The following is a 14,755-nucleotide window of genomic DNA, read 5'->3' as shown; positions in this document are numbered from 1 at the left end:
ATCCACCCGGAGGAACCACCCATGCGTTCCCTGCTCGCCTGTTCTGCGTTGTTGCTGTTGCCTCTGTCGGCGCTGGCCGCCGATGCTCCGAACTGCAAGTTCACCGCCGCCCGCACGCTGAAGCTGGATGTGGCCGGCGCCAAGGCGGTGGTGCTGGAGGTGAACCAGCATGACCTGAAGGTCGTCGCCAGCAAGGGCGGTGGCCAGCTCGATGGCCGCGCCTGCGCCTCCAGCCAGGAATGGCTGGACCAGCTGGTACTGGAGCAGCGCAGGGAAGGCGACAAGCTGGTCGTCAGCCTGCGCCGCGACGGCCGCCACAGCGGCATCAGCCTGGGCAACAGCTATGCGTGGCTCGACATCCGCGGCAGCGTGCCCGACAACCTGCCCCTGCAGCTCAAGGTCGGCTCCGGCGATGCCAGCGTGGACAACGCCCAATCGCTGAGCGTGGACGTCGGCTCGGGCGACGCGATCGTTCGCGGCACCCGCGGCAGCATCCACGCAGCGGTGGGTTCGGGTGACCTGGACATCGACGGTGGCGGCTCGCTGAACCTGCTGTCGCTCGGCTCCGGCGACGTCAAGGCGCGCAACATTGGCGGCGATGCGGTCACCGGCACCGTCGGCTCCGGTGACCTGAAGATCAGCGATGTCCGCGGCAACGCCCGGCTGGACACGGTCGGTTCCGGCGACATCGGGTTCAAGCGCGTGCAAGGCAACGTCGAGGTCGGCGTGGTCGGCTCGGGCGATGTCGATCTGTCCGACATCGGCGGCAACGTGCACGTGCGCAGCCATGGTTCGGGCGACATCCAGGTCGACGGCGTGCGCGGCAGCCTGACCGTCGACCACAGCGGCAGCGGCGATGTCGGCCACCGCAACGTCGGCGGCACGGTCACCCTGCCCCGCAACAAGTAACCGCCACCGGACCAATTCGAGGGAGTTGCCATGAACCTGCTGCGCCTGCTGCCTGCCACCCTGCTGTGCCTGCCGCTGATCGCCTGCGGCGGCACTTCTTCCACGCCCGACAAGACCGTCGGCAAAAGCGTCGCCGAAGCCACCAGCGGCGTCGGCCAGACGGTCAAGGAGGCCATGGTTGATGCCCGCAAGGACATCACCCAGGGCAACATCAACATCTCCGCCGACAAGCAGCCGCGTGCGGAGATCACGCCGGATGGCCACCTGCTGATCGACGGCAAGGACGTGCCGGCCAACGAGGCCCAGCGACAGCGGTTGCTGGAGTACCGCGGCCACGTCGTCGCCATTGCGATGGACGGCATGGATGTCGGCCTGGCCGGCGCCAAGCTCGGCGCCAGCGCTGCCGGAGAGGCACTGAAGGGCATCTTCAGCGGCGACAGCGAAGGCATCGAGAAGCGGATCAATGCCGAGGCCGAGAAGATCGAAGCCCAGGCCAAGCGCATCTGCAACCGCTTGCCGGCGATGCTGGCCAGCCAGCAGGCACTGGCGCGCGAGCTGCCGGCGTTCAAGCCCTACGCAACGATGGACCAGAGTGACGTCGACGACTGCGGCAAGGACACCGTGGTCCAACGCTAGGCCTGTGACAGATCAGCGCACCCGGCCGGCAGCGGCGCCCCGCTGCCGGCCGTCGTGCGCCGGCCGGCTTACAATGGCGGCCCCGGAGGCCCCCCAACCGAATGCCATGAAGAAGTTGTTCCTGCTGCTGGCCGCCCTGCTCTGCCTGGGCCTGGTCGGCTGTGACAAGGATTACCGCAACCACCGCGCCGAGCGCGGCAAGCCAAAGATCTCCGTCAGCGAAGGCATGGTCACTGTGCGTCGCCCGCCGGCGCCGAACATCATCATCCTCGGCGATGGTTCGATGAAGGTGGACGAGATCCAGATTCCGCTGGACGAGGCACAGAAGCAGATGCTGCAGACCATGTTCGGCAAGCTGCAGGTGCTGCGCCAGAACACCCTGGTCGCCGCCCCGGCCGATCCCAACATGCAGCCGGTGAAGATCCAGCCGCCGGAAGGCATGGAAGTGATCCCGGCCGACCTGGTCCAGCGCATCCCCGAGTTCAAGGACTACACCGACACCTTCGGCAACATCGTCGCCGACCGTCGCTGAAAAAACGCCGCCCCCTGGGCGGCGTTTCCTCTTGTAGAACCGAGCCCATGCTCGGCCCAGGTCCAGGAAGCAGCCGGCCATGGGCTCGGCCCTACGACCGGCAGATCAACCGCCGCCGCCACCGCCCCCCGCGTGGATGCCACCGGCAGTCAGTGCGGCCGGGTCCAGCAGGCGGCGCAGCTCGGCTTCATCCAGGCCGCTGTCCTCCAGCGCGACATCCAGCACCGGACGCTGCTCCTTGTAGGCACGCTTGGCAATCGCCGCCGCCTTCTCGTAGCCGATGATCGGGTTCAGCGCGGTGACCAGGATCGGGTTGCGCGCCAATGCTTCGGCAACGCGATCCTCACGCACCTTCAGCCCGGCAATCGCGCTGTCGGCCAGCAGGCGCGACACATTGGCCAGCAGGCCAATGCCATCCAGCAGGTTCACCGCGATCAGCGGCAGGGTGACATTGAGCTGGAAGTTGCCGGTCTGCCCGGCCACGGTGATCGCGGTGTGGTGGCCGATCACCTGCGCGCAGGCCATCACCGTCGCTTCCGGAATCACCGGGTTGACCTTGCCCGGCATGATCGAGCTGCCCGGCTGCAGCGCCGGCAGTTCGATCTCGCCCAGCCCGGCCAGCGGACCGGCGTTCATCCAGCGAAGATCGTTGGCGATCTTGATCAGCGCCACCGCCAGTGCATTGAGCTGGCCCGACAGTTCCACCGCGTCATCCTGCGCGGCCAGGCCCTCGAACTTGTTCTCGGCGCTGTCGAACTTGAACCCGGTCTGCTGCTTCAACGCCTTGGCCACCTGCGCGCCGAAGCGCGGGTCGGCATTGATGCCGGTACCGATGGCGGTGCCGCCCAGCGGCAGCCGGCGCACACGCTTGAGGCTGTCTTCGATGCGTTCCTGTGCCGAGGCCAGCTGTGCCGACCATGCGCCGAACTCCTGCTCGAAGGTCAGCGGCATCGCATCCATCAGGTGCGTGCGGCCGGTCTTGACCACCTTGCGCAGGCTGCGGCCCTTCTTGTCGAGGGTCTTGCGCAGGTGCACCAGCGCCGGCAGCAGCTGCTCATGTGCCGCCAGTACCGCCGATACGCGCAACGCGGTCGGGATCACGTCATTGGAGCTCTGCCCCTGGTTGACGTGGTCATTGGGGTGCACCGCGGTCTTGCCCGCCTTGCCGGCACGGTTGGCCAGGGTGGCGATGACCTCGTTGGCATTCATGTTCGAGGACGTGCCAGAACCGGTCTGGTAGACGTCGATCGGGAACTGCGCGTCCCAGGTGCCGGCGGCCACTTCGGCGGCAGCGGTCTGGATGGCCTTGGCCACGTTCTTGGGCAGATGGCCCAGCTCGGCGTTGACGCCAGCGGCAGCGCCCTTGACCAGGCCCAGGGCACGGATGAAACCGCGCGGCATGCGCTGGCCCGACACCGGGAAATTCTGCACGGCACGCTGGGTCTGCGCGCCCCAGAGGGCGTCGGCAGGCACCTGCAGCTCGCCCATGCTGTCGTGTTCGATTCTGAAACCCTTGCTTGCAGCTCTGCTCATTGCATCAACTCCGCACTACTTCAGTTGGGGAAAGGGAAGCGGCGGCTGGCAGGGTGTCGCTTCCCGGGCTGGCGGCTGCGCCAACGATACTCCCTTGCCCGCAGCGTGGGATGACGAGGACGGGCCAGATCGTTCCGTCCGCAGGGCCGTGTTGTAGAGCCGAGCCCATGCTCGGCTGCCCGCGGGGCGCCGGATTCTCCGAAGCAGCCGAGCGTGGGCTCGGCTCTACAGGGCACGCCCCGCCGGCACGTCGTAGAATATCGGCCCCGCCGCTCGTCCCAGCCCTGCCGACATGTCCGATTCCGCCCTGCTCGCCCTGTCCCCGCTCGATGGCCGCTATGCCGGCAAGGTCGACGCCCTGCGCCCGATCTTCTCCGAGTACGGCCTGATCAAGGCCCGCATCACGGTCGAGGTGGAATGGCTGCTGGCCCTGGCCGCCGAGCCGGGCATCGTCGAACTGGCTCCGTTCTCCGACGCTGCCATCGCCCGCCTGCGCGCGCTGGCCGCCAGCTTCAGCCCGGCCCAGGCCGCGCGCGTGAAGGAGATCGAGCGCACCACCAACCATGACGTCAAGGCGGTGGAGTACTTCATCAAGGAACAGCTGAAGGACGACGCCGAGCTGGCCCCGGCGCTGGAATTCGTGCATTTCGCCTGCACCAGCGAAGACATCAACAACCTCAGCTACGGCCTGATGCTGGAACAGGCGCGCCGCGAGGTGCTGTTGCCGACCCTGGACGGCATCGCCAGCACCCTGCGCACCCTGGCCCACGCCGAGGCTGGCCAGCCGATGCTGTCGCGCACCCACGGCCAGACCGCCTCGCCGACCACCCTGGGCAAGGAGCTGGCCAACGTAGTCGCGCGCCTGGAGCGCCAGCGCCGGCAGATTGCCGCGGTCGAACTGACCGGCAAGATCAACGGCGCGGTGGGCAACTACAACGCCCACATCGCCAGCTACCCGGACGTGGACTGGCCAGCCTTCGCCGAGCGCTTCGTGACCGGCCTGGGCCTGGTGTTCAACCCGTACACCACGCAGATCGAGCCGCACGACAACATCGCCGAGATCGGTGATGCCGCACGCCGCGCCAACATCATCCTGATCGACCTGGCCCGTGACATCTGGGGCTACGTTTCGCTGGGCTACTTCAAGCAGCGCCTGAAGGAAGGCGAAGTTGGTTCGTCGACGATGCCGCACAAGGTCAACCCGATCGATTTCGAGAATGCGGAAGGCAACTTCGGCATCGCCAACGCGCTGTTCGAGCACTTCAGCGCGAAGCTGCCGATCAGCCGCTGGCAGCGTGACCTGACCGATTCCACCGTGCTGCGTGCGCTGGGCACCGCGTTCGGCCACAGCCAGGTGGCACTGGATTCGCTGGCCAAGGGCCTGGGCAAGCTGGAAGTGAACCCGCAGCGCCTGGACGCCGATCTGGACGCGGCCTGGGAAGTGCTGGCCGAGGCCGTGCAGACGGTGATGCGCCGCCACGGCCTGCCGAACCCGTACGAGCAGCTGAAGGCGCTGACCCGGGGCCAGGGCATCACCGCCGAGTCGATGCGTGCGTTCGTGCAGGGGCTGGAGCTGCCGACGGATGCGAAGCAGCGCCTGCTGGAGATGACCCCGGGCAGCTACACCGGCCTGGCTGAGTCGCTGGCGAAGAAGATTTAAGGGGATTCCTTTGCGGCGGCGGCCGCGGGCGCTGCCTGCGGCAGGCAACGGCAACGGCAACGGCAATAGCAACGTCAAGAGCGGCTCTGGATTGCTGCTAGCTGGGTGGGGCGGGAGGGGCCAGCGGGACACGCCGTGAACCCATCCATGGGGGCTCGATGGCGCCATCCATGGCGCCAACGGTCCCGCTGGCCCCTCCCGCCCCACCTCTGGCAGATTCCCGGTGACGGATCGAAGAGCATTGGGTTGTCGGGACGGAATTTGAAAGAGGGACGCGGCTTCGCCGCGTCCGTCTTTGTTTGAGGGTCTTTTGTAGAGCCGAGCCCGTGCTCGGCTGCTTTTGGGCGTGGGCAACAGCAAGCCGAGCGTGGGCTCGGCTCTACAAGGGCATGAGCAAGCGCAGCGCGCGACCCGCTGTTGCCTTTGATCTTCTTCTTCCATTCCGTGGCGGGCCGCGCAGGAAACTGTCACCCGCGACGAGGGGCTCCGCCGTTGGCCGGACACCCCGCGACAAACCACCGCACGTGCGCAATCCCGACGAACGGCGGACAATGGAACCCTTGGCGGCTCGCCACGCCGCCCCTCCCGCTTTCCGCTGCAAGGATTCCCCCATGGCCGCCCGCAAGTCCTCCGCCCCCCTGATCGAAGTCACCGCCCGCCCTGGCCAGCCGCTCGGCATGGCGCCGGCCACCTTCCTGCGCGACTTCTGGCAGAAGCGCCCGCTGCTGATCCGCAATGCCTTCCCGGATTTCCAGACCCCGGTACAGCCGGAAGACCTGGCCGGGCTGGCCTGCGAGGAAGGTGTGCTGGCGCGCCTGATCGAGCACGACAAGGCCCAGGACGGCTGGCGCGTGCGCACCGGCCCGTTCCAGGAAGACGTGTTCCCCGCCCTGCCCGACCACGACTGGACCCTGCTGGTGCAGGACGTGGACAAGTGGGACCCGGACGTGCGCGCCCTGATCGAGCACTTCAGCTTCCTGCCGCGCTGGCGCATGGATGACGTGATGATCAGCTTCGCCGCCACCGGCGGCTCGGTCGGCGCCCATGTCGATCAGTACGACGTGTTCCTGCTGCAGGCCCACGGCCACCGTCGCTGGCAGATCGATGCGAGCGAATCGATCAAGGGCAGGCAGCCGCCGCTGGGCTTCCGCCCGGACGTGGAGCTGAAACTGCTGAAGGTGTTCAAGCCCACCCACGACTGGGTGCTGGCGCCGGGCGACATGCTGTACCTGCCGCCGAACGTGCCGCACCACGGCGTCGCCGAAGACCCCTGCCTGACCTTCTCGTTCGGCATGCGTGCGCCGTCTTCTGCCGAGCTGATCAGCGACTATCTGGACACCCTGATCGCCGATGCCGATGAGAACATCCGCTACCAGGATGCCGACCTGAAGGTGCCGGCCGACCCGAACGAAATCGACACGGTGGCGATGGCGCGGGTGATCGCCGCCCTCAACGCCATCCGCATGAACGACCCGGACAAGCTGGGTGACTGGTTCGGCCGCTTCATCACCACCTACCGCGCCGCCGGCGAAGTGATGGCCCACCAGGCTGCGCCGGCCGCGGAGCAAGTGGTCGAAGCGCTGGCCTCGGGCATGCTGCTGCAGCGCCACCCGTGGGCCCGCCTGGCCTGGCGCCGGGCCAAGCGTGGCGCCAGCCTGTATGTCAGCGGCCAGGACTTCGCGCTGCCGGTGAAGGACGCGCAGCGACTGGCCGGCGCCGAGCAGCTCGACGCCGCCGCCTATCGCGGCCTGTCCGACAAGGGCCGTGCCGTGGTCCAGCAGCTGCTGGTCGGGGGTGTGTTCCAGCTGATCGACCCGAATGAGGTGTACGAGGCCGAAGACGAGGAAGACAGCGAGGATGCCGTGGTGCTCGGCGAGGTCGTCGAAGGCCGCGACCGCGTCGAGGCGATCGACGCCGACGCGGTGTCCGACGATGTCCACTCCGTGACCGTGCACGACGACGGTATCGAGGTCATCGTCAACTTCGAGGACGACGACGAAGACGACAGCACCGGCCGGGCCTGAGCCATCGTCATGATCCGGGTCCAGCAGGTCAGCCACGCCGACGCCCACGTTGCCATCCACGACGTGCGCCAACGCGTGTTCGTGCAGGAACAGGGCATCGCCGCCGAGCTGGAACGCGATGCGCTGGACCCGGTCAGTGCCCATGTGCTGGCGCTGGACAGTGACGGCCAGCCGGTCGGCACCGGCAGGCTGGCTCCGGACGGCCGCATCGGCCGCATGGCCGTGCTGGCCACCCATCGCAGCAACGGGGTCGGCGAGGCCCTGCTGGCGGCCCTGGTCGAAGCCGGGCGCCGGCTCGGCCTGGCCGAACTGCACCTGCACGCCCAGCTGCCCGCGTGCGATTTCTATGCACGCCAGGGCTTCCTGCCCGAGGGCGAGGTGTTCGAGGAAGCCGGCATCGGACACCAGCAGATGCGCCGCCGGCTGGGCGTGGCCAGCGCCATCGACAGCCGCGTCGAGGCGGTGGCGATCACCACGGCCATCATCCACCGCGCCCGTCGCCAGCTGTGGCTGCACAGCCGCCAACTGGACCCGGGGCTGCTCGACGCGCCCCCGGCACAGTCCGCCCTGCGCCGCTTCGTCACCGCCCGCCACGACAAGCAGCTGCGGGTGATCGTGCACGACGCCGCCGCGATCGCGTCTGCCGGGTCGCCGCTGCTGGCGCTGGCCCAGCGCCTGCCCAGCGTGGTCCAGTTCCGCGAGGTCAGCGATCCGGTCGACCGCGCGCTGGCCTCGGCCTGCCTGCTCAACGATGCGGGCGACTTCTACTTTCGTCTGATCGGCCATCGCCTCGACGGCGAGGCCGGCATCGCGCTGCCAGCACGTTCGCAGCCGTTCGAGCAGCAATTGCAGCGTGTCTGGGACCGTTCGCGCGTCTGCAGCGAACTGCGTGCGCTCGGCATCTGAGTCGGCACAGCCGACCGAACCTGTCTGGAACCGGCATCGGCGGACGCGGGATACCTGTGGTGGTGCCCCTTCGTGTCCGGTTGGGGGTACAATTTGGCTGTTTGAACGCGCCCGCGCAGGGCTATTCATCTTCCTGCCGGGTCCTTCTGAAGCCATACCCCACAAAGCGAATCAACACCCTCCATCGTGGACAATCAACTGAAGCAGTTTGCGCAATCTTCGCAACTCGCCGGCGGCAACGCCTCCTATGTCGAGGACCTGTACGAGCAGTACCTGGTCTCCCCGGATAGTGTCGATCCCAAATGGAAAACCTACTTCGACGGCTTCAAGGGCCGCGAAGCAGGTGACATTCCGCACTCGGCCGTCATCTCCCACATTGCGGACGCGGCCAAGGATGCGCTGAAGGCCGGTACCGGTAACGGTGCAGGCGACGAGCGCGAGCGCAATGTCGGTCGTCTGATCACCGCCTACCGTTCGCGCGGCCACCTGGACGCCCGCCTCGATCCGCTGGGCCTGGCCGCACCGGTCAATACCCCGGATCTGGGCCTGCCGTTCCACAGCCTGTCCGATGCCGACCTCAACAGCGAGTTCAGCACCGGCGGCGTCGGCGGCCAGCCGCGCATGAAGCTGCGCGACCTGCTGGCACGCCTGAAGGCGACCTACACCGGCTCGATCGGTGCGGAGTTCATGCACATCTCCGAGGTCGAGCAGCGCCAGTGGATCTACAAGAAGCTGGAAGCGGCCGGTGGCAACTACCAGCTGGACGCTGACACCCAGCGCCGCACCCTGGAGCGCCTGACTGCGGCCGAAGGCCTGGAGCGCTACCTGCACACCAAGTACGTCGGCCAGAAGCGGTTCTCGCTGGAAGGCGGCGATTCGCTGATCCCGATGATGGACACCATCATCCGCAACGCCGGCAAGGATGGCGTCAAGGATGTGGTGATCGGCATGGCCCACCGTGGCCGCCTGAACGTGCTGGTCAACACCCTGGGCAAGAACCCGCGCAAGCTGTTCGACGAGTTCGAAGGCAAGTTCGAGCACGACGAGCACGCCTCGGCCGGCGACGTGAAGTACCACATGGGCTTCTCCGCCGACGTCGCCACCGATGGCGGCCCGGTGCACCTGGCGCTGGCGTTCAACCCGTCGCACCTGGAAATCGCCGACCCGGTCGTGGCCGGTTCCGTGCGTTCGCGCCAGGAGCGCCGCAAGGACACCGCGCGCAAGCAGGTCATGCCGATCCTGATCCACGGCGACGCGGCCTTCTCCGGCCAGGGCGTGGTCATGGAACTGTTCCAGATGTCACAGGCCCGCGGCTTCGCCGTCGGCGGCACCGTGCACATCGTGGTCAACAACCAGGTCGGCTTCACCACCTCCAACCCGCTGGATACGCGTTCCACGCGCTATGCCACCGACGTGGCGAAGATGATCGCCGCGCCGGTGCTGCACGTGAACGGCGATGACCCGGAAGCAGTGGTGTTCGCCGCACAGCTGGCCTTCGAATTCCGCCAGACGTTCGCCAAGGACGTGGTCATCGACCTGATGTGCTACCGCCGCTGGGGCCACAACGAGGCCGACGAACCGGCGATCACCCAGCCGCTGATGTACCAGGTGATCCGCAAGCACCCGACCACCCGCGAGATGTACGCCGAGCAGCTGGAAAAGGCGGGCGTGATCGCCGCCGGCGCCGGCAAGGCGATGGTCGATGCCTACCGCGAGAAGCTGGACGCCGGTGAAGTGACCACCGAGCTGGCCAAGGTCGAGAAGACCCCGCCGAGCAGCCCGCTGTTCGTCGATTGGCCGAAGCTGCTGGAAGGCAAGCTGTCCGACCCGGTCTCGACCAAGGTCGAGAAGAACAAGCTGGTCGAGCTGGCCAAGCTGATCAACACCATTCCCGATGAAGTGCAGCTGCACTCGCGCGTGGCCAAGGTCTATGACGACCGCCGCAAGATGGCCGCCGGCGAGATCCCGGGCGACTGGGGCTTTGCCGAGAACCTGGCCTACGCCACCCTGCTCGACGAAGGCCATGCACTGCGCCTGGTCGGCCAGGACGTGGGCCGCGGTACGTTCACGCATCGCCACGCGATCCTGCACGACCAGAAGACCGACAACTACTACATGCCGCTGCGGCAGCTGGTGGATTCGCCGGAGAAGGCCACCGTCATCGATTCGCTGCTGAGCGAAGAAGCGGTGATGGCCTACGAGTACGGCTTCTCCACCACCGATCCGAACACGCTGTGCATCTGGGAAGGCCAGTTCGGCGACTTCGCCAACGGTGCCCAGGTGGTGATCGACCAGTTCATCGCCGCCGGTGAAGCCAAGTGGGGCCGCATTTCCGGCCTGACCCTGCTGCTGCCGCATGGCTATGAAGGGCAAGGCCCGGAACACAGCTCGGCGCGCCTGGAGCGCTTCCTGCAGCTGTGCGCGCTGGAGAACATGCTGGTGGTCGTGCCGTCGACCCCGGCCCAGGCCTTCCACATGCTGCGTCGCCAGCTGCACATGACCACCCGCAAGCCGCTGGTGGTGATGTCGCCGAAGTCGCTGCTGCGCCACAAGCTGGCCGTGTCGACCCTGGACGAGCTGGCCAACGGCGAGTTCCAGCACCTGATCGGCGACGCCAACGCAGACGCCAAGAAGGTCAAGCGCGTGGTGCTGTGCTCGGGCAAGGTCTATTACGACCTGCTGGAGGACCAGATCAAGCGTGGCCAGGACGACGTGGCGATCATCCGCGTGGAGCAGCTGTATCCGTTCCCGCGTGCGCTGCTGGCGGCCGAACTGAAGAAGTACGGCAAGGCCACCGACGTGGTGTGGACGCAGGAAGAACCGCAGAACCAGGGCGCGTGGTACCAGATCCGCCACCATCTGCAGTTCTGCCTGGCCGATGGCCAGAACCTGCACTACGCCGGTCGCGCACGTTCGGCCTCGCCGGCTGCCGGTCACATGGCTGACCACGTCCGCGAGCAGCAGCAGCTGATCGCCGACGCACTGGTCAACCCGTTCAACGACACGTTCGCTGAATAATCCTCCCCCTATTTAGAAGACAAACCAGGAAGCTCCCGCAATGGCCACCGAAGTCAAAGCCCCGGTACTGCCCGAATCCGTCGCCGACGGCACCATCGCCACCTGGCACAAGAAGGTGGGCGACGCCGTCAAGCGCGACGAAAACCTGCTTGACCTGGAAACCGACAAGGTCGTCCTGGAAGTGCCGTCGCCGGTCGACGGCGTGCTGAAGGAAATCAAGTTCGCCGAAGGCTCGACCGTGACCTCCAGCCAGGTCGTGGCGATCATCGAGGAAGGCGCCGTTGCAGCTGCTCCGGCACCGACCGCCGAGGCCGCTCCGGCCGCTGCTCCGGCCGCCGCCGCTCCGGCTCCGGCCGCTGCCGCTGCGCCGGCCCCGGCCGCCAAGTCGGCCGCCGATGCGCTGCCGCCGGGCGCCCGCTTCACCGCCATCACTGAAGGCGTGAACCCGGCCGATGTCGACGGCACCGGCCGTCGCGGCGCGGTCACCAAGGAAGACATCGTCAACTTCGCCCGCAACGGCGGCGCCGGCAAGGCCGGTGGCGCACGCCCGGAAGAGCGCGTGCCGATGACCCGCATCCGCAAGCGCATCGCCGAGCGCCTGATGGAGTCGAAGAACTCCACCGCGATGCTGACCACCTTCAACGAAGTCGACCTGTCCAAGGTGTCGGCGGCGCGCAAGGAACTGCAGGACGAGTTCGTCAAGGCACACGGCATCAAGCTGGGCTTCATGAGCTTCTTCGTGAAGGCCGCCGCCAACGCGCTGCAGCGCTTCCCGCTGGTCAACGCCTCGATCGACGGCGACGACATCATCTATCACGGCTACTCGGACATCTCGATCGCCGTCTCGACCGAGAAGGGCCTGGTCACGCCGGTGCTGCGCAACGTCGAGCGCATGTCGTTCGCCGACATCGAGAAGACCATCGCCGACTACGCCAAGAAGGCCCGAGACGGCAAGCTGGGCCTGGAAGAACTGCAGGGCGGCACCTTCACCGTGACCAACGGCGGCACCTTCGGTTCGCTGCTGTCGACCCCGATCATCAACCCGCCGCAGAGCGCCATCCTGGGCATGCACGCCATCAAGGAGCGTCCGATCGCCCAGAACGGCCAGGTCGTGATCGCGCCGATGATGTACCTGGCGCTGTCCTACGACCACCGCATCATCGACGGCAAGGACTCGGTGCAGTTCCTGGTGGACATCAAGAACCAGCTGGAAAACCCGGGCCGCATGCTGTTCGGCCTGTAAGACACCTCCCGCCCCTCCGCGCCTGCGCGGAGGGGTTCTGGTAATGCATCAAGGAATAATTCAATGGCTGAACAATTCGACGTCGTCGTCATCGGTGCCGGCCCGGCCGGTTACCACGCTGCCATCCGCGCGGCCCAGCTGGGCCTGAAGACCGCCTGCATCGATGCAGCGCTGGGCAAGGACGGCAAGCCGGCCCTCGGCGGCACCTGCCTGCGCGTGGGCTGCATCCCGTCCAAGGCGCTGCTGGATTCCTCGCGCCAGTTCTGGAACATGGGCCACATCTTTGGCGACCACGGCATCAGCTTCAAGGATGCCAAGATCGACGTCGAGGCGATGGTTGGCCGCAAGGACAAGATCGTCAAGCAGTTCACCGGCGGCATCGGCATGCTGTTCAAGGCCAACAAGGTCGCCGCCTACTACGGCTTCGGTGAACTGCAGCCGGGCAACGTGGTCAAGGTCACCCAGCATGACGGTTCCATCGTCGAGCTGAAGGGCACCAACGTCATCATCGCGGCCGGTTCGGATTCGATCGAACTGCCGTTCGCCAAGTTCGACGGCGAGACCATCGTCGACAACGTTGGCGGCCTGGACTTCACCGAAGTGCCGAACCGCCTGGCCGTGATCGGCGCCGGCGTGATCGGCCTGGAACTGGGCAGCGTGTGGAAGCGCCTGGGCGCTGAAGTCACCATCCTGGAAGCCATGCCGGAGTTCCTGGCGGCTGCCGATGCCGAAGTGGCCAAGGCGGCTGCCAAGGAATTCAAGAAGCAGGGCCTGGACATCAAGCTCAATGCCAAGGTCTCCAAGACCGAGATCACCGGCAAGGGCAAGAAGAAGGAAGTCATCGTCACCTACACCGACGCGGAAGGCGAAAAGACCCTGACCGTGGACAAGCTGCTGGTGGCCGTTGGTCGTCGCGCCGCCACCAAGGGCCTGCTGGCCGAAGGCACCGGCGTCAAGATCAACGAGCGCGGCCAGATCGAAGTCGATGCGCACTGCCACACCGGCGTCAACGGTGTGTGGGCAGTCGGCGACTGCGTGCGCGGCCCGATGCTGGCGCACAAGGGCTTCGAGGAAGGCATCGCGGTGGCTGAGCTGATCGCCGGCCTGCCGGGCCACGTCAACTTCGACACCATCCCGTGGGTCATCTACACCGAACCGGAACTGGCCTGGGTCGGCAAGACCGAAGCGCAGCTGAAGGCCGAAGGCATTCCGTACAAGGCCGGCAGCTTCCCGTTCGCCGCCAACGGCCGTGCCGTGGCGATGATCGAGCCGGCAGGCTTCGTGAAGATTCTGGCCCATGCCGAAACCGATCGCATCCTCGGCATGCACCTGGTCGGCGCCAACGTCTCCGAGCTGGTGCACGAAGGCGTGCTGACCATGGAGTTCAGCGGTTCGGCCGATGACCTGGCCCGCATCTGCCACGCCCACCCGTCGCTGTCGGAAGTGGTCCACGACGCGGCGATGGCGGTCAGCAAGCGCGCCATCCACAAGGCGAACTGATCGGCATCATGGTAGGTGCCGACCGTTGGTCGGCACTCACCTGCAGACGAAAAACCCCGCCCCGGCGGGGTTTTTTGTTGCCCGTTTCCCTGTAGCGCCGAGCCCACGCTCGGCTGCCCTGCAAAGGCCGCCGAGCATGGGCTCGGCGCTACACCTTTCCAGCCGGCTTCTTCGGTGGATCCTCACAGACCCTGTGCTGTACCACCGTATCGCCGGCCTTCCATTGCTTGACCACCCGGCAGCGCGCCTCGGCTTTCGGCGCAGGGACCGCCGCTGCATTGGCTTCGTCAGCCGCAGCGCTCTGCTCGCGCTCCAGCCACGCCGACGGGGGTACCGGGGGTGCGGCCAGCACCGGGCCTGGCAACAGGACCAGACCGGCCAGCAGCACCCTCCTCATGCGGGAACCGCCCGGCCGCCAAGCAACCGCGCCGGCAGCATGAACAGCGCGCGCAGGAAGGCGAACAACGCCGAGAAGGTGATGCCGACCAGGCGGAACGGCAGGCTCAGCAGCCACACGAGCGGCCAGGCGATCAGGGCGAGGATCGCCAGCGGCCAGCACAGCACGAACAGCAGGCACCACACACCGAGCGCGAACAGGGTCTTCATCACGGTCTCCTTGGGGCGGCACCCTGCCGCCTGCGGACACCTTGGCGCCCTGCCCTCGCCGCCGGCAAACGGTTTGCGACGAAACCCGGGCTGGGGGCGATGAAATCCGGTGCAGGGCCGTCGTTGTAGAGCCGAGCCCGCGCTCGGCTGCTCTTCGTTGCGATCACAGAAAACCCGCGCTGCGCGCG

12 protein-coding genes are annotated in these 14,755 nt (G+C 67.0%); 9 read left to right on the top strand and 3 right to left on the bottom strand.

Translation table 11 applies throughout. The features are described from left to right. Positions 1 to 21: 21 nt before the first annotated feature. The 3 genes from E5790_RS17205 to E5790_RS17195 all read left to right on the top strand — a co-directional run bounded on the left by E5790_RS17205 (position 22) and on the right by E5790_RS17195 (position 2,077). A complete protein-coding gene (locus tag E5790_RS17205; RefSeq protein WP_014647693.1) occupies positions 22 to 909 on the top strand; it encodes a DUF2807 domain-containing protein in 888 nt (295 codons plus the stop codon). A gap of 30 nt (positions 910 to 939) precedes the next feature. Continuing rightward, on the top strand, positions 940 to 1,545 hold the full coding sequence (locus E5790_RS17200) for a hypothetical protein (RefSeq protein ID WP_049442450.1): 606 nt from the start codon (positions 940 to 942) through the stop codon (positions 1,543 to 1,545). Positions 1,546 to 1,651: 106 nt separating this feature from the next. Beyond that, the gene (locus E5790_RS17195; protein WP_014647695.1) at positions 1,652 to 2,077 is read left to right on the top strand and encodes a hypothetical protein; all 426 of its coding nucleotides are present in this window, start codon (positions 1,652 to 1,654) and stop codon (positions 2,075 to 2,077) included. Between the two features lie 105 nt (positions 2,078 to 2,182). Here the strand turns inward: E5790_RS17195 and E5790_RS17190 are convergent, their stop codons facing one another. After that, positions 2,183 to 3,610, bottom strand: a complete 1,428-nt coding sequence (locus tag E5790_RS17190; RefSeq protein WP_032962093.1) for a class II fumarate hydratase — start codon at positions 3,608 to 3,610, stop codon at positions 2,183 to 2,185. A 292-nt stretch (positions 3,611 to 3,902) separates the two neighbouring features. Here E5790_RS17190 and purB point away from each other — a divergent pair, with 292 nt between their 5' ends. The 6 genes from purB (at position 3,903) to lpdA (ending at position 13,961) form a co-directional block, all read left to right on the top strand. Beyond that, entirely contained in the window at positions 3,903 to 5,270 is a 1,368-nt protein-coding gene (gene purB, locus E5790_RS17185; protein ID WP_111207021.1) for an adenylosuccinate lyase, read from the top strand. Positions 5,271 to 5,881: 611 nt separating this feature from the next. Then, a complete protein-coding gene (locus E5790_RS17180; RefSeq protein WP_049442448.1) occupies positions 5,882 to 7,294 on the top strand; it encodes a cupin domain-containing protein in 1,413 nt (470 codons plus the stop codon). 9 nt (positions 7,295 to 7,303) lie between these two features. After that, positions 7,304 to 8,200, top strand: a complete 897-nt coding sequence (locus E5790_RS17175; RefSeq protein WP_136191780.1) for a GNAT family N-acetyltransferase — start codon at positions 7,304 to 7,306, stop codon at positions 8,198 to 8,200. A gap of 186 nt (positions 8,201 to 8,386) precedes the next feature. Beyond that, entirely contained in the window at positions 8,387 to 11,218 is a 2,832-nt protein-coding gene (locus E5790_RS17170; RefSeq protein WP_014647701.1) for a 2-oxoglutarate dehydrogenase E1 component, read from the top strand. A 40-nt stretch (positions 11,219 to 11,258) separates the two neighbouring features. Beyond that, positions 11,259 to 12,461 carry a dihydrolipoyllysine-residue succinyltransferase gene (gene sucB, locus E5790_RS17165; protein ID WP_014647702.1) on the top strand — a complete coding sequence of 401 codons (1,203 nt, stop codon included), beginning with the start codon at positions 11,259 to 11,261 and terminating at the stop codon, positions 12,459 to 12,461. 63 nt (positions 12,462 to 12,524) lie between these two features. Next, positions 12,525 to 13,961, top strand: coding sequence for a dihydrolipoyl dehydrogenase (gene lpdA / locus E5790_RS17160; protein WP_014647703.1), 1,437 nt, complete (start codon positions 12,525 to 12,527; stop codon positions 13,959 to 13,961). 148 nt (positions 13,962 to 14,109) lie between these two features. Here the strand turns inward: lpdA and E5790_RS17155 are convergent, their stop codons facing one another. Continuing rightward, the gene (locus E5790_RS17155) at positions 14,110 to 14,358 is read right to left on the bottom strand and encodes a hypothetical protein (RefSeq protein WP_053495588.1); all 249 of its coding nucleotides are present in this window, start codon (positions 14,356 to 14,358) and stop codon (positions 14,110 to 14,112) included. Then, the gene (locus tag E5790_RS17150) at positions 14,355 to 14,567 is read right to left on the bottom strand and encodes a hypothetical protein (protein WP_032958903.1); all 213 of its coding nucleotides are present in this window, start codon (positions 14,565 to 14,567) and stop codon (positions 14,355 to 14,357) included. The genes E5790_RS17155 and E5790_RS17150 overlap by 4 nt, the downstream gene beginning before the upstream one ends. Positions 14,568 to 14,755: the final 188 nt, after the last annotated feature.

It is taken from the genome of Stenotrophomonas sp. PAMC25021, from assembly GCF_004795795.1.
Lineage (GTDB): Bacteria > Pseudomonadota > Gammaproteobacteria > Xanthomonadales > Xanthomonadaceae > Stenotrophomonas > Stenotrophomonas muris.
The sequence above is the reverse complement of the archived record's forward strand: the minus strand, read 5'-3'. Positions and strand labels throughout refer to the sequence as shown.

Bases quoted from the DNA above. Each gene is read 5' to 3' on its own strand.
- E5790_RS17205 (WP_014647693.1), top strand. From the start codon at position 22: ATGCGTTCCCTGCTCGCCTGTTCTGCGTTGTTGCTGTTGCCTCTGTCG.
- E5790_RS17200 (WP_049442450.1), top strand. From the start codon at position 940: ATGAACCTGCTGCGCCTGCTGCCTGCCACCCTGCTGTGCCTGCCGCTG.
- E5790_RS17195 (WP_014647695.1), top strand. From the start codon at position 1,652: ATGAAGAAGTTGTTCCTGCTGCTGGCCGCCCTGCTCTGCCTGGGCCTG.
- E5790_RS17190 (WP_032962093.1), bottom strand. From the start codon at position 3,610: ATGAGCAGAGCTGCAAGCAAGGGTTTCAGAATCGAACACGACAGCATG.
- purB (WP_111207021.1), top strand. From the start codon at position 3,903: ATGTCCGATTCCGCCCTGCTCGCCCTGTCCCCGCTCGATGGCCGCTAT.
- E5790_RS17180 (WP_049442448.1), top strand. From the start codon at position 5,882: ATGGCCGCCCGCAAGTCCTCCGCCCCCCTGATCGAAGTCACCGCCCGC.
- E5790_RS17175 (WP_136191780.1), top strand. From the start codon at position 7,304: ATGATCCGGGTCCAGCAGGTCAGCCACGCCGACGCCCACGTTGCCATC.
- sucB (WP_014647702.1), top strand. From the start codon at position 11,259: ATGGCCACCGAAGTCAAAGCCCCGGTACTGCCCGAATCCGTCGCCGAC.
- lpdA (WP_014647703.1), top strand. From the start codon at position 12,525: ATGGCTGAACAATTCGACGTCGTCGTCATCGGTGCCGGCCCGGCCGGT.
- E5790_RS17155 (WP_053495588.1), bottom strand. From the start codon at position 14,358: ATGAGGAGGGTGCTGCTGGCCGGTCTGGTCCTGTTGCCAGGCCCGGTG.
- E5790_RS17150 (WP_032958903.1), bottom strand. From the start codon at position 14,567: ATGAAGACCCTGTTCGCGCTCGGTGTGTGGTGCCTGCTGTTCGTGCTG.